Below are 18,593 nucleotides of genomic sequence, written 5' to 3' on the forward strand. Positions count from 1 at the left end.
AGCGGCCACGAGCCGATCATGTTCGTAGTCTCGGAAGCGGGCTGGAGCCTCTCCGATGCCCCGGGATGCGGAATCTCGGAAGTCGGGGCGGTGCTCAACCCTATGTGCGAGCTGCCGTCTGCCCAGGCCGGCGCCTTCAAGATCTACTCATGGCCCGCATCTCGGCTGTCTCGACTGAGCCCGGTATCCGCCGGAAGGAACCGCGGCGGTGCCGTGCTGCCCCGTGAAGCCGTGGCGAGCTGCTGGTGCCGGTGCTCTCGCGCTTGACAGTCAGGATGGCTGGACTTCGTCGAAGAAGGCCAGGGCTTCGGTGGGGTCCGGGCTCACGAGGCGTTCCAGACCGGCCGTCGTGATCTTCGCCCATCCGCCGGCCCGTGCCCACATCTGTTCCTCGAAGACGCGGACGGCCTCGTCCAGATCGCCAGGGCCGGGGGCGGCGGCGACGGACTCGGCGAGTTCGGCGCCTTCCAGCATCGCGAGGTTCGCGCCCACCCCCAATGGGGGCATCAGGTGGGCGGCGTCGCCCAGTAGCGTCACCCCGGGGACGTGGGCCCAGGTGTGGGACACGGGCAGGATGTAGAGGGGGCGGTGGACGAAAGCGGTGCCGTGGCGGAGGAGGTCGAGGACGGGAGCGGCCCAGCCGTCGAACAGAGCCAGCAGGCTTGATCGCACGGCCTCGACGTCGGCCAGGTCCAGGCCCGCGTCCAGGCCCGCGTCCAGGCCCGCGCGCCGGTTCAGGCCCATATGCCGGTCCAGGTCCGTGTGCCAGTCCAGCGGCGCGCGGAACTGGGCGTATACCTTGACGTGGCCGCCGCTGTTGCGCTGGGCGACGAGGCCGCGGTTCACCCCGTACACAGCCATGGAACCGTCGCCGATCAGCCGGGCGAGGTCGGGGTGGCGGGTGTCGACGTCGTCCAGGGACGTCTCGACGAAGGTGACGCCGGTGTAGTGCGGCGTCGCGGACGAGACCGCCGGGCGGACCCGGGACCAGGCGCCGTCCGCGCCGACCACGAGATCGAACGTCTCCTCCCGCCCGTCCGCGAAACGGACCAGCACGCCGTCCCGGGTCTCCGGCACCACCTCCGTCACGCCCCGCCCCCACTGAACGTCCAGGGGGCCGAGCAGCAGGTCACGGAGTTGCCCGCGGTCGATCTCGGGATTGGCCCGGTCACCCGGACGGGGTTGCCAGTCGCGGAGGACGGTCCCGTCCGCGTCCAGGATGCGCATGGCCTGTCCCTCGGGCCGGGACAGCGCCTGGAACTCCGCCAGCAGCCCCGCCTTGCCCAGCGCGAGCTGGCCCATCCCTTCCTGCAGGTCCAGCGTGCCGCCCGGAGGACGGGCGTCGGGGGCGGGGTCGCGTTCGAGGACGGTGACGGGGTGATCGTGGCGGTGCAGGACGCGGGCGAAGGTGAGGCCGGCGGGGCCGCCTCCAATCACGGCGATACGATGTCTCATGTCGATACACTGTATTGCCCTATTACAGCGTATCGCAACAGTACGATGTAACCATGACTGTGTGGGATCGGCCGGAGCCGCCGACTCGCCCCGCGCCGCTCGACCGGGAGCGAATCGTTGCCGCCGCCATCGCGCTGGCCGACGAGGGCGGGCTGGAGGCGGTGTCGTTGCGCAAGGTCGCCGCCCGGCTGGAGGCCGGCCCGATGCGCCTGTACGGATACATCTCCACCAAGGAGGAGCTGTTCGACCTCATGGTGGACGAGGTCCACGCCGAGATCCTCCCCGAGGAGCGGCCCGGTGACTGGCGGGAGGTGCTGCGCGTCCGCGCCCACCGCACCAGGCAGGCCACCCTCCGTCACGAATGGCTGGCCGACCTGCTCGGCGGCCGTCCGACCTTGGGCCCGAACGCCCTCGCCGTGACTGAGGCCACGCTGGCCGCCTTCGACGGCCTCGCCGACCTCGAGACCGTCATGCGCGCCGTGGAGACCGTCAGCGCCTACTTCACCGGCGCGATCAGGCGCGAGATCGCGAACCTGCGGGCCGAGCGCGCCACGGGCCTGTCCGAGCGTGACTGGCAGCTCGCCTCCGGCCCGCATGTGACGAGGATGCTGGCCACGGGCCGCTTCCCCGCGCTGGCCAAGTTCGTGCACGACGGCACGGAGGTGGATGCTGAGACGTCCTTCGCGACCGGCCTGGACTGGGTCCTCGACGCCGTGGCCGCCAAACTCGCCCGGCCGCCGGCGTGACTCCCATGATGTCCAGGTGACATCCGTGGCACCGCATGACGCCGCCGGGCTGCGGACCTACCTGCTCGACCGGTTCAAAGGCAAGCTCCGACCCCGATCCGAGTGACGCAAGCTGGTGGCGGCTGCCGCCTGAACCCGGGCCGGGCGACCAGCCCCCGGCCTGACGGGGGGATCCCTTACCAGCCGCGCCGCGCTGACGGATACTACGGGAATGCGCTTGCTGGAGCGGGAGTCGTCGTTGGCGTCGCTGGCCGAGTACGCGGCCGAGGCCGAGCGTGGTGAGGGGCGGCTGGTCCTGGTCGCAGGCGAGGCGGGGGTCGGCAAGTCGGTGCTGGTCGAGCGGTTCCAGCAGGACCTGCCGGCGGCGCGGTGGTCGTGGGGAGCCTGTGACGGGCTGTTCACTCCGCGCCCGCTGGGGCCGCTGTTCGACCTGGCCGAGCAACTGGGCGGCCCGTTGCTGGAGCTGTGCCGCGCGGGCGCCGGGCGTGAGGAGCTGTTCCGGGGGCTGCTGCGCGAGGTCGGCGACTCGGGAACGCTGGACGTGGTCGTGGTGGAGGACATCCACTGGGCCGACGAGGCCACCCTCGACCTGCTGCGCTTCCTCGGCCGGCGGCTGCGCGGCAGCGCGCTGCTGCTCCTCGCCACCTACCGCGACGACGGCCTGGCGGCCGCCGATCCGCTGCGCGTCACCCTGGGCGATCTGGCCTCGCAGCGCTCGACCAGGCGCATCGGCCTGGCGCCCCTGTCCACCCAGGCGGTACGCGAACTGGCCGGGGGAAGCGACGCCGACGCCGACGCGCTGCACCGGATGACCGGCGGCAACCCGTTCTACGTGACCGAGGTCGTCCAGGCCGGCATGCACGAGGTTCCCGGGTCGGCGCGGGACGCGGTCCTGGCGCGCGCCGCGCGCCTCAGCAGCGCGGCCCGCCAGGTGCTCGACGTCGCGGCGCTGACCGGGACCAGGGTGGAGTGGAGGCTGCTGGAGGCGGTGACCCCGTGCCCGGCCCCGGCCGTGGACGAGCTGCTGGCGTGCGGGCTGGTGACCGGCGACGGCGAATGGCTGCGCTTCCGCCATGAGATCGCCCGGCTGGCGGTGGAGGGGGCGGCGCCCGCGCGCCGGGGCCGCACGATCCACGGCCTGGTCCTGGCGGCGCTGGCCGCGCTGGGCTGTGACGACGACGCCCGGATGGCCTTCCACGCCGAGGCGGCGGGGGACGCCGCCGCGGTCCTGCGCCATGCTCCCGCCGCCGCCCGCCGCGCCGCGTGGCTGGCCTCCCACCGCGAGGCGGCGGCACAGTACCGGCGAGCCCTGCGCTTCGCGGCCGAGGCGGACGCCGCGACCGTGGCCGAGCTGTGCGAAGGACTGGCCGACGAGGCGGTGCTGCTCGACCAGTGGCAGGACGCGGCCGAGGCGTGCGAGCGCGCGCTGGCGCAGTGGCGCCAGGCGGGCGAGCGGCTGCGGGAGGGCGCCGCGCTGCGACGGCTGTCACGCATCAAGTGGAACCTGTGCCACGGCGAGGTGTCCGCCGCCGAGGCCGCGGTGTCCGTCCTGGAACCGCTCGGGCCCGGCACCGAGCTGGCCTGGGCGTACGCCTCGTTGGCCAACCACCGGATGCTGCGCTACGAGCACGACATGGCCGAGGGCCTGGCGCTGCGGGCGCAGGAGCTGGCCGAGCGGCTCGGCGCCACCGACGTGCTCAGCGACGCGCTCAACACCCGGGCCGCGTGCGCCTGGATCCGGGGCGGCGCGTGGGAGGACCGGATACGCCGCGCGCTGGAGGTCGCCCTGGCAGGGCGGCACCAGGACCAGGCGGGCCGGGCGTTCACGAACCTGGTCGCCATGCACAGCGGCCGGCGGCGCTTCGCCGAGGCGGAACGGTGCCTGGCCCAGGGCATCGCCTACTGCGACGAGCACGACCTGCCCACGTACGGGACATGCCTGCGCGGCGAGCAGGCCACCGTCATGGAGCGCACCGGACGCTGGGAGGAGTCGCTGGCGATCAGCGCCGGCATCCTGGCCACAGTGGGCCGGTCCCCGTCCAACCGGATGTGCACGGTGCGCAGGATCGGCTCGGTCCTGGCCCGCCGCGGCGAACCGGGTGTCTGGGAGCACCTCGACGAGGCGGCCGACCTGGCCGACCGCACCGGTGAGCCGCAGCAGATCGTCCCTGTACGGCTGACCCGGGCCGAGGCGTACTGGCTGGAGGGCAAGGCGGTCCAGGCGCGGCGCGAGGCGGAGCTGGCCCATGACGTCGCCGCTCCGTCCGACGCCTGGGACCGCGGCGCGGTCGCGGTCTGGCTGGCGCGCACCGGCTCCCCTCGCGCGCCGCAAGGAGCGTTTCCCGAGCCGTACCGGCTGGAGCTCGACGGCGACCCGGCCGGGGCGGCGCGGGCCTGGACCGAGCTGGGCTGCCGCTATGACGCCGCGCTGGCCCTGTGCGGCGCGGGCGGGGAGCCGGAGCTGCGCGAGGCCCTGCGGATCTTCACTGACCTCGGCGCCTTCCCCGCGGCGCGCATCGTCAGGCAGGAGTTGCGCAGGCTCGGCGTCCGGTCGCTGCCGGCCGGGCCGCGCGCGGCCACGCGGGAGCATCCCTCCGGGCTGACCCGGCGCGAGCGGGAGGTGCTCGCCCTGGTCTGCGCGCAGCACTCCAACGCCGAGATCGCCGCCGAGCTCTTCATCTCGGTCAAGACAGCCGGCCACCACGTCTCGGCGATCCTCGCCAAGCTGGGCGCGCCCAGCCGGGCCGCCGCCGCCAAGGAGGCCGTCCGCCTCGGCCTGACCGAGGCGCACATCCAGGCCACCACGGAAGTCTGAGCGCGCGGGAAATCTAGGCAACGCGCGGCGCAACATAGGGAACCGCTCCCGATCCGGCCCCCCGGCCCCCGTCCTTACGGTTGGCGGGACTCACCACGGAACGGGAGGCCCTGCATGCCGCTCTACATGGACGTCCACACCATCGCCCAGGGCGTCGCGATGGCCGACGTCGCCCAGGCGCACAAGGCGGACCTGCAGCAGCAGGCCCGACACGACGTCAGCTACCTGCGCTACTGGGTCGACGAGAGCCAGGGCAAGATCTTCTGCCTGGTCGAGGCGCCGTCGGCGGAGGCGGCCGCGGCGGTGCACCGCGAGGCCCACGGGCTGGTCGCCGACCACATCTTCCAGGTGCAGGAAGGCAGCTGACCAGCCCCAGCACCAGCACGACACCAACCGAAACCCGCAACAGGAAGCGAGAAACGCACATGAACCAGATCTTCTCCGGACGCGCACGACGTTCCTCCGCGCCGCGAGCCGGGCGGCGGGCGGCGGCGCCGCTGCTGCTGGCCGCGGCGATCTCCATGGCCGCCTGCCTCGTGCCGACCGCCGCGAACGCCTCCGACCAGCCGGCGCCGCTGTCTGTGCCGGGGCCGGGGCAGCCGACCGGAGGGCCGGTGGCGCCTCCGCCGGGACCGGGGCCACTGGCCCTCGGCGGCTTCTTCAAGATGCAGGAGGCCGAGCAGAGCATGTGCCTGGACGTCAAGGATGCCTCCACCGCCGAGAACGCCCTGCTCCAGCGCATCACCTGCAAGGGCAACGACGCCCAGCTGTGGCTGCCGACCCTGCTGTCGGTCGACGGCTCCGGCGCCTTCGTCTACCAGTTGGCCAACCGGGGCAGTGGCAAGTGCGTCGAGGTCAGGAACGAGTTCGCCACGTTCGGCGCGCAGGTGGTGCAGCACACCTGCGACCCCAGCCGCCTGGCCGGTGAGCGCTGGCTGCACCAGGGGGAGATCCCGTCCACGGGCGTGGGCTTCGGCCAGCTGAGGTCGGCCCTGGACCCCACCCTGTGCCTGGACACCCTCGGGACGCTGGCCAAGGTCTTCACCTGCACCACGCCCAACGACGCCCAGCTGTGGCGCTTCCAGTGACCTTGATGCCCGGACGCCGGGCCCGCGCCGGATGAGGTGAGGCCCCGCTGGCATGGCACCGGCACCGCGAGGGCCTCCCCCCCTGTCGGCCGGGAAGGCGCTGACCGTCCGGGTGGCGGCCGACGCCTTCCTGGGCTCGCTCGACAGTCCCAACACCCCCCGCAGCTACGCGATCGGCGTGGGCAGGACCGCCGAACGGCTCGGCGAGGTCCGATCGCCGGCACTGAACGTCAACCTGTTTGCCGAAGATCCCTACTGAAGGGTAGGGATCAAAGGTTCATATCATCGCGGATCATCCTCTCGGAGCTGATCCGCTGCTTCATCCTGGCCCCCGCTCAAAGTGACCGGCGTAGTGCGACCTAGGTAGTCAGATGACCCGCGCAGTCCGACCTAGGTGGCACATAACCGGCGACTTGAGGTGGATGTGCCGACACCGGTCCCTCCTCAAGGATGGTCAAATGACTGAGGCAGTCGGGGGACTTGGCATGTCGCCCCTAGAGATTCTGGTCTTTCTGGGTGCCGTTGCACTGGTACTGGCCCGCTGGTTCCCGGTCGGCGCCCGCCGGCCGGTCACACTCGCCGCAATGGTGACTGTCGTGCTGTCCGGAGCGGTGCTGATCGTGCTTGGGGTGCGCTGGCAGCTCTTACCTGTACTCGCAGGCGCCGCGATCGCGCTCCTGTTCGCCGCTCCCCCACTGCTGCGACGGCCCACCGGACGACCCGCGTGGCGGGCCCGGTGGTGGCTGGCCCTGCCGGGATCGGCGGCGTGCCTCGCTCCGATCGCGGGGGGCGCAGTGGCCGCGTGGGCGCTACCCCTGCCGGTGTTCCCCGAGCCGTCGGGCCAGTACGCGGTCGGCACCACTGTGATGCAGTGGACCGATCCCGATCGCCCCGAGATCGCCACCTCCGAGCCCGATGACCGGCGCACGGTTGTGGTCCAACTCTGGTATCCCGCGCAGAAGAGCCCTGCGGACCTCAAGCGGGCACAGTATCTCGGACGCACCGCACAAGAGGCGCGTGTTGTCTCCCAGGGCCTGGCCGGCTACCTCGGCGTGCCCGGCTTCCTCCTCGATGAGATTCCGCGCGCCCACACAAGCTCGGTGTTCGATGCGGCGGTGGCCGACGGAGGCGGAAGATTCCCCCTCGTGCTGTTCTCCCCCGGGCTGGGAGGAGTGCGCACCCAGAACACCGCCTGGGCAGAGGAACTGGCCAGCCGCGGCTACGTCGTCGCAGCTCTTGATCACCCTTACGACTCGGCCGCTGTCACTGTCGCCGACGGCCGAACGATCCGCACGCGGATCAGAGCCACCGGCGATCGGGCCGAGGACGAGAGGCTGGCAGCCGGCTGGACGGCGGTTCGGGCCGCCGATCTCAGCTTCGCCCTCACTCAGCTCGGCCGTCTCGACCGGGGCGACATCCCAGGCCCGTTGACCGGGCGCCTCGACACCGATCGGGCTGCGGCGACCGGGCATTCCATAGGCGGGGGCTCCGCCTTGCAGGCCGCCCGCCAAGATCCCCGGTTCGTGGCCGTCATCAACCTGGACGGCTTCCCCTACGACCCCGCCCCACGACCGTTTCACCAGCCAGTACTCGCGCTCACCCACCCTGTGGACCCAGCTGAGAACCCGATCTACATCCCCCGCCTCACGCGGGTCCTCAAGCTCAGCACCACGACGAGCTACCGGGTCACCGTCCCTGGTACGGCGCATCTCACCTTCACTGACGCGCCGCTCTACATGCCACCCGTGCCCGCACTCGTCGGCTCATTGGGCCGCACCCTGGGACCGGATATCACCGCCGCAGCCAGCGCCGCATTCCTGGACGCCACACTCCGGGGCAAGCCCGGCGACATCGCCGCGCTTCTGTCGACGTACGGTGACCTCACCGTCCATCACGCAGCAAAAACCCGGTGATCGTTTCCAGTCACCGCGCTAGGCGGCCTCCAGGACGAAGAACAGGAAGCTCAGGAAGGCCCCGGAGGGGAAGTTCGCAAACTCGTCGGGGAAGAGTTCACGGGCGCCTGGCGCGGGGCGCGGTTCGCTGACGACGGCTATCCGAAAGCCGGCCGCGGTGAAAGCGTCGGTCATCGCGTGCAGCGGCCGGTGCCAGAAAGTCAGCTCGGCGCTCTGGCCGCTGAAGGTGAACTCCTCGGACCATTTTCGGGTCGCGAAATAGTTGGCACCGGGACCGGCCAGCTTCTGACTGACGAAGGGATGATTATCGGCCACGATGAGTCGGCCGCCGGGCGCCAGCACGCGCCGCAGCTCGGCCAGCGGTGCCTTCCAGTCCTCCAGGTAGTGCAGCACCAGGCACGCGATGACATCGTCGAACGCGCCGTCGGGGAACGGCAGGGGGCTGCGTAGATCGGCCGGGAGCAGGGCCGCGCCGTCGCCGAGCCGCTGCCTGGCCAGCTCCAGCATCTTCGTGCTGGAGTCGACGCCGGTCACGATGGCACCCCGGTCGCGCAGCGCCGCGAGCAGCGGGCCGGCACCGCAGCCGACGTCAAGGATCCGCCGCCCTGTCACGTCCCCGGCCAGGTCCAGGATCGCGGGCCGGGTGTAATAGCCGTTGATGAGGTTGGACTCCGTCTCGGCCGCGTACGCCTCGGCGAAGCTGTCGTAGTCGTTGGCCACAGCCTGGTCTGCGGGCCCGGCGGAACTCTCAAGATCGGGAGACATGCGGCCCATCCTGGCATACTTGCCCGTTCGCGCACGGGCCGTACGCCCCGGTTCACCCGGAGGAACTCCTCAAGATCCGCCGAGACGACGACCTTGGTGCCACGCAGGCCTCCTGCCCCCTCGTCCATGAGCCCGACTGCAGATCGGACGGCCGGTGTGGCCGATCACTGTCGACAGGATCCGCCTTCTCTCACGCGGTGTCCGGAGCGAAAGGAGTTTCGGGGACGTCGGGTGAGGACCCAGACTTCTGCCATGCGTCATGTGCCTTTTCCCAAGATCCCGGTTGCGTCGGGCGCTGCCGTCGCCGCCAATGGCATCTGGATCTCTACTGAGAAGATTCACGGAGCACAGCTGGTCATCGCCTATGACGGCCGGGAGTTCCGGGTCGGCAAGCGCAAGGCCTGGCTACGCGGAGAGGAGGCATTCTTCGGCTGGCAACTGCTGCGCGCCGAACTGGAGCAAGCGGCCAGGGCGGCGTTGTCTCTGGGCGGCACGGTGGTGCGTGTCTACGGGGAGTTGTACGGCGGCCACTATCCACACGGCGAAGTCGCGCCGGTGCCCGGGGTCAGCGCGGTGCAGACCGGGGTTTGGTACAGCCCGGACCTGCGTTTCGCGCTCTTCGACGTGCTCCGACACGACCATCCCGACGACGCCGGCCTCTTGCTGCCCTATACCGACGTGGCAGCCGTGGCGGCCTCCGCCGGACTCGATGTCGTGCCCCTGCTCGGCAGGGGCCCCAGGCACGAGTTGGACGCCCTGCCTCTGCGATTCCCCACCCAAGTGTCGCGCCGGCTCGGTCTGCCGGACATCCCGGGCAACCTCGCGGAAGGGATCGTCATGCGTCCTGACATCTCTGCGACGTCGCAACAGCGCCCGATCATCAAGATGAAGATCGAAGAGTTCGACGAGCAGCGCTTTGACGAGAGCCAGCCTTGGAACCAGCACACGCAGCTTGCCTTGAGCGACCTGCGCCGAATCGCCCGGACCATGGTGAACGGACCACGGCTGGACAGCGCGCGGTCCAAGACGGGGCCCGAGTCCTTCCGCGAGTTCGTGGACGAGGTCGTGCTCGACGTCATGGTCGATCTGACCGATGCCTTCCCCTCCGCCATGGCGGCCCTCGGTGATGGCGGAGAGGACGAACTGCACGCGCATCTGAGGGAGGTCGTCCGAGCGATGCGCCACGAGTGAGAGCAGCCGCGTCGGGTCCGGCAGCGACAAGGCCGGTCAGCGGCAAGCCCACCGATTGCCTGGTGGCAAGGTCTTCCACCCGCATCGTCGAGTCCTGGCTGCCTTGATCGTGCAAAGGGTCATTTCGGCGGACCACACGAGCTACATCCGGGTCCGCGCGTACGCGTGCAGTGCGTCGCGGACGAACGTCGCCCCCGCGGCGTCGTCGTACATGCCGGCGAAGCGGGGGTCGTCGGCGTACATGTCCCCCAGGCATCTCACCATCGCGATCGAGCGCTCCCGGTCGCCCTCGGCCGTGGGAGTACCCGGGATCTGGCTCAGCCAGCGGACGTGCCGGGCGGCCAGTGACTGAGCGTGTTCCGAGGTCGGAGAGATCCCGGCCCTCGCCGCGGCGACCCACGCGGCCACGAGGTCCTCGGCGGCCTGTTTCCAGGCCCGCTGCTGGTCAAGGGTCTTGCCGTGCCACCAGTCGTTGCTCACCTGGAACGCGCGCTCGCCCCAGCGTGAGATCACGTCGTCCTTGTAGCGGTCGTTGAACCCCGCCAGCATGACGTCCATCTGCGGTTCCGCCCCCGCTTGCAGGGCGTCGAGCGTGTCACGCGCGGACCGGATCTGCCGTTCGACGCGGTCCCGTTCCTCCTCCAGCGCGGCGATGTGGGCGCGGAGCCCGTCGCACGCGTCCACCTCGTCGGCCAGGACCTCGGCGATGGCGGGCAGGCCCATGCCGAGCCGGCGCATGAGCAGGATCCGCTGGAGCCGGAAGACCGCGGTGGAGTCGTAGTAGCGGTACCCGTTCGCGCCGACCCGGGACGGGGCCAGGAGCCCGACTCGGTCGTAGTGACGCAGGGTGCGGCTGGTGATGCCGGCCCTCGTCGCGAGCTCCTGGATCGTCCACTCCATCGGACCAGTGTCACCCGCGGTGGAGCGTGGTTGCGATGATCTCCGAGCTGTCGGCGTGCAGGGCTTGCGCCGCCGTCTGCCCGGTCGCCGCCAGGTAGGCGTCGACCAGCCGGTTGCCCGCGGCGTACCCGGCGCCCATCGGCAGCCCCACCGGGGTGACACCGAGGTGCTCGGCGCCGGGGTCGCCGTGCACCCAGGCGGTGAAGTTCTGCATGCCTGTCACGTCGAGCCCGGTGAGCACCTTGTCGAAGACCGCGTCGTCGTGCAGGTGCGGCACGCCGATGCGGGCGGGGCCGAGCTCGTCGCCGTAGAGCTGGCGGGCGAAGGCGTCGGCCAGGCCCTCGCCGACGATGTGCTCGCCGACCGTGACGGTCATCGGGTCCCACACCACCCCGCCCGGACTCCATCGCAGGTTGTGGTGGAGTTCGTGCACGGCGGTGGCCTCCAGCCGCTCCACGTTCTCGGGGAAGGGCCAGAACGTGATGGCGATGTTGCCCGAGATGCCGCCGAACCCGGTCACTCCTAGACAGGGACCCATGAAGTGCTTGTCAGCCGGATCGCCGAGGACGAACAGCACGGTGATGTCCGGGGCCTCCAGCCCCGGCGTCGCCTCCAACAGTACGGCGAGAGCGTCGTCGAGCGCGCGTTGCATCCGCTCCCAGGCTCCGGCCGCCGCCAGGGTTTCGAGCGCGTCGAGACAACGCTCCTCGTCGCGGTCGATGGGGAACCCGGACGTTTGGAGGTGTATGGCCACCAGGTCGACCTCGCCGGGGTGGTAGCGGTACATGCCGCTGTTGGGCTCCAGCATCGAACGCAGCAGGTCGGCGCGCTCTGCGACCGGGGCCAGCAGGATCCGCCGCATGGCGGAGTAGGTGTCAAGAACAGTGATCGACATGGCCCCGATGCTAGAAGTTGACGCAGCGTCAAGGTCAAACCAGCGGCGCTGCTGCGCGGCGGTGGCCCGCCGCGGTCCGTGTCGATCAGCTCGGCCACCTCCTCCAGGGTGAAGGCGAAGGAGCAGCAGCCGTTCTCCCGGGCCGTCAGTTCGGCGGTCCGGGCGGCGGTGTCCGGGCTGAAGACGAGTTCCAGGCGCAGCCGGGTGCGCCACGCCCTGCACCGCGTCGGCGGACAGGGCGTCGAACTCGGCCACGCGGAGCGGCTGCCCGGCGGTGGGCAGAGTGCAGGCGGAGGGGGCCCGACCCAGGTCAACGGTGATTTCTGGGCCATACCTAGACGGTAAACCTGTACCTGGGTACCGAATGGAAGCCCTTATGGCGTACCGCCGGAATCCGGTCCGATCTCCCCGAGGGCCGATCCTGGCGCTGCTCCACATGGTGGCGATGCTGCCGGGCACGTGGGACGGTTCATCCGCGACCACTTCACCCCCAACGCCGGGATGCAGATCACCCAGGTGAACCCGGGAGTCGGGCCGGCGCCGTGGACCGGGTCCGCCGTCCGTCTCGGCCGGATCGCGGTCACGCTGCTCGCCGCGGCCCTCCTGCTGAACAAGCGCTGCGGGCCGTCGGCATGGTCCGCCAGGAAGGTCCCCTGAAGGTCGCCCCTACATCCTCAAATATGCCCGTATGTCCTCTTTAGCTAGACTTCGCGGCTTGTGGAGATCTACCTGACCCAGGCGAAAATCGCCCTGCTTCTCGCCCCGCTGGCCATCGCGCTGCTGTTGCTGCCCTTCGTGTCCCACCAATACAGCCGTTTCGGGCAAATCGGGCGATGGTCGGGGTTCGTCACGGCGGTGCTCGTCCTGTACGCCTGCGGCGTGGTGGCCTTCACCCTCTTTCCGCTCCCTGAGGTGACGCCGGACTTCTGCGCGATCCGGCAGAGCCTCGCGACGCCGCGCTGGCAGCCGCTGTCGAGCGTCCAGGACGTGATCAGAGAGAACACAGGACGAGGCCTGGCCACCGCGCTGTACAGCAGGTCGGTGCTGCAGATCGTGTTCAACGTCGCCCTGTTCGTGCCGCTCGGCTTCTTCTTGCGCTACCGGCAGGGGCTCGGCGTGGCGCGCACCCTGATGATCTCCCTCGCCGGTTCACTGGCGATCGAGTTGACCCAGCTCACCGGCCTGTGGGGCCTCTATCCCTGCGCGTATCGGCTGTTCGACCTGGACGACCTGATCATCAATACGGCCGGCGCCGGACTCGGCTGGACATTGGCGGGCCCGGCCGCGCGGCTGCTGCCGGGGCCATGGCCGGCGCCCCGCCAGGACCTCGCCTCGCCCACCGTCGGCCGGCTGGCGCTCGCCATGCTGCTCGATGGCGTGGTGTGGTTCTTCGCCTCGCCGGTGTTCGGGTTGCTCTCCGTCCAGGCCTATCGGCTCGTCACGGGTGGCCCGATGCCCGACGATGCCCTCCTGAGAGACATCCTGCCCAGCCTGTCGTACGCGGTGACCGGGCTGGCCATCTTCGTACTCTTCCCGGCGGCGCGCGGGGACGGCGCCACACCGGGCCGCGCGGCCGTACACGTCGCGGTCTGCCACGCGGCGACCGGGCGGCCCGCACCTGCGCTCGGGCGGCTGACCCGCTCGGCCGCGCCGTACCTCGCCCTCGCCGGGGGCGCGGCCGTCGGCAGCTTCGTGCCCGTCCTTGCCCTCCTCCTCGTCATGGAACTGGAACGGCGCGGCGTCATGGCGCGCTGGACCCGGACGCGGCTCATCACCCGGGCCGCCGCCCGCCTGGATGCCCGCCGAGCGGGAGTCGTCGAGGAGTCCGTCGCTCACACTCCATGAACGGCCCGCTGACGCCACTGGCCGAGCGGTTGCTGCTCAAGCCCGGACGCCGGCGGCGCTACCGCGGACGGTGAGTCGCTGTCCGCGGTAGCGCTCAGGCGGGCGGCGTGGTGTCAGGCCTGGTCGTGGAGTTCGGTGCGGGTGGTTTCGGCTTGTCCGGCGATGGTGGCCAGGACCGGTGGCGGGAGGTGCTTGTCGCGGAAGGTGTCGACCAGTTGGTCCAGGACGGTGTCGGCCTGCTTGAGGTCATGGGCGCGGGCGTGCGCACGGGCCAGGCGGCGCATGGTGGCGTCGAGGGTGATGCGGCGGTCGGGGTTGCCGCAGTGGCGGGCGATGGGCCGGAAGGGGCGGATGGCTCCGGCGGGGTCGGTGACCAGGATGGTCAGGTTGTCGCCGCGGGGGCTGAGGTCGGGGAAGGCGTCGGCTTGGGGGTGCTGCCGTCCAGGGACAGCTTGATCTCGGTGACGACGGGTTCGCCGTGGGAGAAGGTGTCGCGTCCGTACAGCTCCAGCCGCAGTCCGGACCGGCCGGCTGGCGGCGGGACGAACCGCTCCAGAGCGGGACGGTCGGCGGCGCGGAAATCGGAGGCATAGCCGCCCATGACGACGCTCCAGTAGAAGCCGTGGCGCAGGTGCCGCAACTCATTGGCGGTCTGAACATGGCACGCCAGTCGGCGACACAGCATCTGAACATCCTTGAGCAGGCCGACCTCGTCACCGTCATACGGCGTGGACGGGAACGGCTCCACTACCTCAACCCGGCACCGATCCACGAGATCCAAGAGCGCTGGATCTCGGAGTTCGACAGGCCCCGTCTGCAAGCGATCAACGCCATCAAGAACCAAGCAGAGGAGTACGCCATGACCGACGGACCCACGTCCGTGCCGACCTACGTCTATGTCACCTACATCCGCGCAAGCGCGGAGCAGGTCTGGCAAGCCCTGACGGACGCGGACCTGACCGCGCGCTACTGGGGACACGCCAACGTTTCGGACTGGCGGCCGGGCTCGACCTGGGAGCACCGGCGCGTCGACGGATCAGGCGTCGTCGACGTCGTCGGTCACGTGATCGAGGCCGAGTCCCCGACACGCCTCGTCGTCACCTTCGACGATGCCCCCGGCACCGGACCGTCGAGAGAATCGTCGGTCGTCACATTTCTCGTCGAACCGCACCAAGACATCGTCCGTCTCACCGTGACCCACGAGAACCTGCCCAACCAGGCGATGCTCAACGGGATCGCGCACGGATGGCCGGCCGTACTGGCGAACCTCAAGTCGCTGCTTGAGACCGGTGAGATCCTCCCGCAGGCGCCATGGGAGATGTATCGGGCGCACGCCTGAGAAGGCAGCCGCCGCAGCCTTGCCACATGAACGCCGTGCACGACCACAGAAACACGACCGCAGAAAGAAGAAGGACGTGCTGGACACCGCCCCGCTCCGGAACGCTTACCGTGCCCTGCTGGACGCCGCGGCCACAATGGCCGACTCTGGTGACACCAGTCCCGCCCCGCCGGCCGGCGAGTGGAACGCCGACCAGATCCTGGCGCACGTCGCCATCGTCACTGCCACCACCATCGCCGCCGCCGCCTCCGTCGCCTCGGCGACGAACGCCACCTACGACAACCGCATAGCCCAGGACACCTGGACCATCGAACGCGTCATAGCGCGCGCCGGCGGCAACGCGGGGCTTCGGGAGCGCATCCGCCTCCAAGGGGATGCCATCTGCGCACTCGGCGGGCCCGCGCTGAGCGAGGCCGAACTCGACACACCGGTGCCCACCCTGCTCCTGTCCAACGGCACAGTCCTGGTCGATCAGCTCGTGCCGCTGAGAGACCTCATCACAGGCCTTGCAGACGTGGAGCTGCCCACCCACACCGAACAGCTCCTGGCCCTACTGCCGGACGGCGCCCAAGCCGATGGGTGCTGCCCTTCCTCAGGGAGCCGGGGCGTCAGGGTATAAGGCGGCATCTGTCCTGGTAGCGGGCGTGATGGACACGCTCGCGCTCACGCGCGAGGCGGAAGCGGGAGTACGCGTCGAGGTCGCCGTCGACCAGCAGCACCCACGAGCTCGGCATCCAGCCCGAGGCGTACGACCCGAAGCCGGATGTCGACATGGCCTGTATGACTTCGGGGATGTCGGCGGCGCCGAACTTGGTCACGGTGTCGCGGCTAGTGCGGTAGGCGCAGTCCTGCGACGAGGATTTCGGCCAGTCGACGTGCGTCGTAGCCGGGATCACCGTCCGCGCCGATGCAGAGGTTGCCGACTCCGCGCATGAGTTCGTAGGCACTGATGTCGGAGCGGATCTCTCCAGCGGCCGCTGCGGCTCTGAGCAGCTGGGCGCAGACGGGCACGAGGCGGTCGAGGAAGTAGGCGTGCAGCGTGTCGAAGGCGGCGTTGTCGGACTGGAGCACCGCGGCGAGTCCGTGCTTGGTGACCAGGAAGTCGACGAAGAGACTGATCCACCGTCCCAGTGCGGCACAAGGAGTCGGGCTGGTCGCCAGGAGTGTTGGACCGGCCTCGGCGCAGGCGTCGACCTGGTGCCGGTAGACGGCGATGATGAGGTCCGCCCGCGTCGGGAAGTGGCGGTAGATCGTACCCAGCCCGACGCCGGCCTTGGCCGCGATGTCGCGTACGGGCGCTTCCACGCCTGACGTGACGAAGACCGCGGCAGCCGCGTCGAGCAGGGCCTCCTTGTTACGCCGGGCGTCCTTCCGTTTGGACTGGGCCGCACGCTCCGCGCCCTGGTCGCTGTCGTGCACCGCGCTCCTCCGCCGTCATCGCACTTGCCAGACCGGAACCGTGTTCCGTATGGTTTCGGAACCAGGTTCCGTTTTGCTCATGATGCCAGAGCGGGAGCCTGACATCCAAGCCACTCATCGCCACCACGTTCCCCCCGCCATGAGGAGACACACGGTCATGCAGTACCGCAATTTGGGCCGTACCGGTGTGCAGGTCAGCACCCTCGCGCTCGGCGCGATGAACTTCGGCAAGATCGGGCGCACCACCCAGGACGAGGTCACCGCCATCGTCGACGCCGCCCTTGGGGCCGGGATCAACCTGATCGACACCGCCGACGTGTACAGCGGCGGCGAGTCGGAAGAGATGGTGGGCAGAGCCATCGCCGGCCGCCGCGAGGACATCGTGCTGGCCACCAAGGCGAGCCTGCCGATGGGCGACGAGCGCAACCATCAGGGCGGTTCGCGCCGCTGGCTGGTCACCGCACTGGACGGCAGCCTGCGCCGTCTCGGTGTCGACCACGTCGATCTCTACCAGGTCCACCGGTGGGACCCCCGTACCGGCGACGAGGAGACGCTGTCGGCTCTGACCGACCTGCAGCGCGCAGGGAAGATCCGTTACTTCGGCTCCTCGACCTTCCCCGCCTACCGCATCGTGCAGGCACAGTGGGCTGCCCGCGAGCACCACCTGAGCCGCTACGTCACGGAACAGCCCAGCTACTCGATCCTGCAGCGCGGAATCGAGGCCCACGTCCTGCCGGTAACCGAGGAATACGGGCTCGGTGTGTTGGCGTGGAGCCCGTTGGCCTCGGGCTGGCTGTCGGGCGCGATCCGCGAGGGCCGGGAGATCACCAGCAACCGCTCAGCGTTCATGCCGCAGCGTTTCGATACCACCGTCCCCGCCAACCGGGCCAGGCTCGAAGCCGTCGAGCGGTTGGCCGAGGTCGCCGACGAGGCCGGCCTGACCATGATCCAGCTCGCGCTCGGATTCGTGACCGCGCACCCTGGCGTGACCGGCGCGCTCATCGGCCCCCGTACGCCGGGCCACCTGCACTCGCAACTCGCCGCCGCGGACACCGTGCTCTCCGCCGACGTACTCGATGCGATCGACGCCATCGTGGCCCCCGGCACCGACCTGGCCGCGCACGAGAAGAACGACACTCCGCCCGCGCTGCTCGACCCGTCCCTGCGACGCCGCTGATCGACAGCGGTTGGCGGTACCGGCCGCCAGGAGCGTAAAGCGCCACGTCACGGCCACTGTGTCGGCGGTCCGGCCTGGACCGCGACGCGCAGCCGGAGACACCGGCATTTCGGCGCCGACTGCGAGCACCGTTCGATCAGGCCGGCATCGGTCGAACAGGGCGACTCAGGCGTCCTTTGCGGCCGGCCGACCGGCGGGATCAGCTCGCGTTGCCGAGTTCTCCGGTTCACGCCGGGTGAGCACCAAAGGGGCGTCCTCGGTGATGGCGACCGTGTGCTCGGAGTGGGCCGTGCGCGAGCCGTCGGCCGACCGGATGGTCCAGCCGTCGGGGTCGTAGACGATCCGGTCGGTCGTGCGGGCGAACCAGGGTTCGAGCGCGAGGGTCAGGCCCGGCCGGAGCTTCAGGCCGCGGCCTGCCCGGCCCCTGTTGGAGACGTGGGGCCCCTCGTGCATGGTGCGGCCGATGCCGTGGCCACCGAACTCGGTGTTGACCGGGTAACCGTAGTCGTGGGCTACCGCCCAGATGGCCGCCGAGATGTCACCCAGGCGGTTGCCCGGACGTGCCACCTCGATCGCCGCCTCCAACGCCTCCTCGGTGGCGCGGATGATCCGCAGGTCCTCCTCGGCAGCGGTCCCGACGACGACCGTGCGCGCCGAGTCGGCCACCCAGCCGTCGACGCTGACCGCGAGGTCCGCGCTGAGCACGTCCCCGTCGCGCAGCGTGTAGTCGTGGGGCAGGCCGTGCAGGACGGCGTCGTTGACCGACAGGCAGATGACGTTGCGGAACGGGCCGCGTCCGAAGGACGGCGCGTAGTCCCAGTAGCACGACTCCGCCCCGCGCCGTTTGATCATGCCGCGCACGTGGTGCTCCAGGTCCAACAGGTTGACACCCACGTCAGCGAGTCGGCCGACCTCGGAGAGCACCTCGGCGACGAAACGCCCGGCCACATGCATGCGTTGGATCTCCGCAGGCGTCTTCAGTTCAATCACGAATACCTCGCGTCACAGGGTGTTGGTATTACTATACCGGTACCCTAGCACTTGC

Annotated in this window: 22 protein-coding genes; 13 read left to right on the forward strand and 9 right to left on the reverse strand. The window is 70.3% G+C overall.

Translation table 11 applies throughout. From position 1 onward, the window contains the following. Positions 1-270: 270 nt before the first annotated feature. Positions 271-1,455, reverse strand: a complete 1,185-nt coding sequence (locus J2S55_RS41765) for an FAD-dependent oxidoreductase (RefSeq protein ID WP_306872743.1) — start codon at positions 1,453-1,455, stop codon at positions 271-273. 53 nt (positions 1,456-1,508) lie between these two features. Here J2S55_RS41765 and J2S55_RS41770 point away from each other — a divergent pair, with 53 nt between their 5' ends. From J2S55_RS41770 to J2S55_RS41795, 6 genes are all read left to right on the forward strand, one after another. Further along, positions 1,509-2,201 carry a TetR/AcrR family transcriptional regulator gene (locus J2S55_RS41770; RefSeq protein ID WP_306872746.1) on the forward strand — a complete coding sequence of 231 codons (693 nt, stop codon included), beginning with the start codon at positions 1,509-1,511 and terminating at the stop codon, positions 2,199-2,201. Positions 2,202-2,412: 211 nt separating this feature from the next. After that, the gene (locus J2S55_RS41775) at positions 2,413-5,016 is read left to right on the forward strand and encodes an AAA family ATPase (protein WP_306872748.1); all 2,604 of its coding nucleotides are present in this window, start codon (positions 2,413-2,415) and stop codon (positions 5,014-5,016) included. A gap of 114 nt (positions 5,017-5,130) precedes the next feature. Continuing rightward, positions 5,131-5,382, forward strand: coding sequence for a DUF4242 domain-containing protein (locus tag J2S55_RS41780; protein WP_306872751.1), 252 nt, complete (start codon positions 5,131-5,133; stop codon positions 5,380-5,382). A gap of 59 nt (positions 5,383-5,441) precedes the next feature. Then, entirely contained in the window at positions 5,442-6,104 is a 663-nt protein-coding gene (locus tag J2S55_RS41785) for an RICIN domain-containing protein (RefSeq protein WP_306872754.1), read from the forward strand. 52 nt (positions 6,105-6,156) lie between these two features. Then, positions 6,157-6,363 (forward strand): hypothetical protein, encoded by a 207-nt coding sequence (locus tag J2S55_RS41790; protein ID WP_306872757.1) that lies wholly within the window; start codon positions 6,157-6,159, stop codon positions 6,361-6,363. 199 nt (positions 6,364-6,562) lie between these two features. Continuing rightward, positions 6,563-8,017 (forward strand): alpha/beta hydrolase family protein, encoded by a 1,455-nt coding sequence (locus J2S55_RS41795; protein WP_306872759.1) that lies wholly within the window; start codon positions 6,563-6,565, stop codon positions 8,015-8,017. Between the two features lie 18 nt (positions 8,018-8,035). On the opposite strand, the gene J2S55_RS41800 is transcribed toward J2S55_RS41795, so the two are convergent. Continuing rightward, on the reverse strand, positions 8,036-8,791 hold the full coding sequence (locus J2S55_RS41800) for a class I SAM-dependent methyltransferase (protein WP_306872762.1): 756 nt from the start codon (positions 8,789-8,791) through the stop codon (positions 8,036-8,038). Between the two features lie 243 nt (positions 8,792-9,034). On the opposite strand from J2S55_RS41800, the gene J2S55_RS41805 reads away from it, so the two are divergent. Then, positions 9,035-9,973 carry an RNA ligase family protein gene (locus J2S55_RS41805; RefSeq protein WP_306872764.1) on the forward strand — a complete coding sequence of 313 codons (939 nt, stop codon included), beginning with the start codon at positions 9,035-9,037 and terminating at the stop codon, positions 9,971-9,973. A 141-nt stretch (positions 9,974-10,114) separates the two neighbouring features. Here the strand turns inward: J2S55_RS41805 and J2S55_RS41810 are convergent, their stop codons facing one another. Then, positions 10,115-10,873 carry a MerR family transcriptional regulator gene (locus J2S55_RS41810; protein ID WP_306872766.1) on the reverse strand — a complete coding sequence of 253 codons (759 nt, stop codon included), beginning with the start codon at positions 10,871-10,873 and terminating at the stop codon, positions 10,115-10,117. A gap of 10 nt (positions 10,874-10,883) precedes the next feature. After that, positions 10,884-11,768, reverse strand: coding sequence for a DUF2268 domain-containing putative Zn-dependent protease (locus J2S55_RS41815; protein ID WP_306872769.1), 885 nt, complete (start codon positions 11,766-11,768; stop codon positions 10,884-10,886). A gap of 78 nt (positions 11,769-11,846) precedes the next feature. Between J2S55_RS41815 and J2S55_RS41820 the strand changes: the two genes are divergently transcribed. From J2S55_RS41820 to J2S55_RS41830, 3 genes are all read left to right on the forward strand, one after another. Beyond that, on the forward strand, positions 11,847-12,113 hold the full coding sequence (locus J2S55_RS41820; protein WP_306872773.1) for a hypothetical protein: 267 nt from the start codon (positions 11,847-11,849) through the stop codon (positions 12,111-12,113). Between the two features lie 114 nt (positions 12,114-12,227). Continuing rightward, on the forward strand, positions 12,228-12,425 hold the full coding sequence (locus tag J2S55_RS41825; RefSeq protein ID WP_306872775.1) for a hypothetical protein: 198 nt from the start codon (positions 12,228-12,230) through the stop codon (positions 12,423-12,425). Positions 12,426-12,485: 60 nt separating this feature from the next. Then, a complete protein-coding gene (locus tag J2S55_RS41830) occupies positions 12,486-13,613 on the forward strand; it encodes a VanZ family protein (RefSeq protein ID WP_306872777.1) in 1,128 nt (375 codons plus the stop codon). 113 nt (positions 13,614-13,726) lie between these two features. On the opposite strand, the gene J2S55_RS41835 is transcribed toward J2S55_RS41830, so the two are convergent. Both J2S55_RS41835 and J2S55_RS41840 read right to left on the reverse strand, forming a co-directional pair. Then, entirely contained in the window at positions 13,727-13,897 is a 171-nt protein-coding gene (locus tag J2S55_RS41835; RefSeq protein ID WP_306872779.1) for a hypothetical protein, read from the reverse strand. A 98-nt stretch (positions 13,898-13,995) separates the two neighbouring features. Then, positions 13,996-14,253, reverse strand: a complete 258-nt coding sequence (locus tag J2S55_RS41840) for a hypothetical protein (RefSeq protein WP_306872781.1) — start codon at positions 14,251-14,253, stop codon at positions 13,996-13,998. On the opposite strand from J2S55_RS41840, the gene J2S55_RS41845 reads away from it, so the two are divergent. Both J2S55_RS41845 and J2S55_RS41850 read left to right on the forward strand, forming a co-directional pair. Then, positions 14,236-14,952, forward strand: a complete 717-nt coding sequence (locus J2S55_RS41845; RefSeq protein WP_306872782.1) for an ArsR/SmtB family transcription factor — start codon at positions 14,236-14,238, stop codon at positions 14,950-14,952. The genes J2S55_RS41840 and J2S55_RS41845 overlap by 18 nt on opposite strands. A gap of 76 nt (positions 14,953-15,028) precedes the next feature. After that, on the forward strand, positions 15,029-15,571 hold the full coding sequence (locus J2S55_RS41850) for a hypothetical protein (protein WP_306872783.1): 543 nt from the start codon (positions 15,029-15,031) through the stop codon (positions 15,569-15,571). Here the strand turns inward: J2S55_RS41850 and J2S55_RS41855 are convergent. Both J2S55_RS41855 and J2S55_RS41860 read right to left on the reverse strand, forming a co-directional pair. Further along, positions 15,561-15,770, reverse strand: a complete 210-nt coding sequence (locus J2S55_RS41855; RefSeq protein ID WP_306872784.1) for a hypothetical protein — start codon at positions 15,768-15,770, stop codon at positions 15,561-15,563. The genes J2S55_RS41850 and J2S55_RS41855 overlap by 11 nt on opposite strands. Positions 15,771-15,780: 10 nt before the next feature. Continuing rightward, positions 15,781-16,371 (reverse strand): TetR/AcrR family transcriptional regulator, encoded by a 591-nt coding sequence (locus tag J2S55_RS41860; protein WP_306872785.1) that lies wholly within the window; start codon positions 16,369-16,371, stop codon positions 15,781-15,783. Between the two features lie 157 nt (positions 16,372-16,528). On the opposite strand from J2S55_RS41860, the gene J2S55_RS41865 reads away from it, so the two are divergent. Continuing rightward, entirely contained in the window at positions 16,529-17,548 is a 1,020-nt protein-coding gene (locus J2S55_RS41865) for an aldo/keto reductase (protein WP_306872788.1), read from the forward strand. Positions 17,549-17,713: 165 nt separating this feature from the next. Here the strand turns inward: J2S55_RS41865 and map are convergent, their stop codons facing one another. Then, on the reverse strand, positions 17,714-18,538 hold the full coding sequence (gene map / locus J2S55_RS41870; RefSeq protein ID WP_306872791.1) for a type I methionyl aminopeptidase: 825 nt from the start codon (positions 18,536-18,538) through the stop codon (positions 17,714-17,716). Between the last annotated feature and the right edge of the window lie 55 nt (positions 18,539-18,593).

The organism is Streptosporangium brasiliense (assembly GCF_030811595.1).
GTDB classification, from domain to species: Bacteria; Actinomycetota; Actinomycetes; order Streptosporangiales; family Streptosporangiaceae; genus Streptosporangium; species Streptosporangium brasiliense.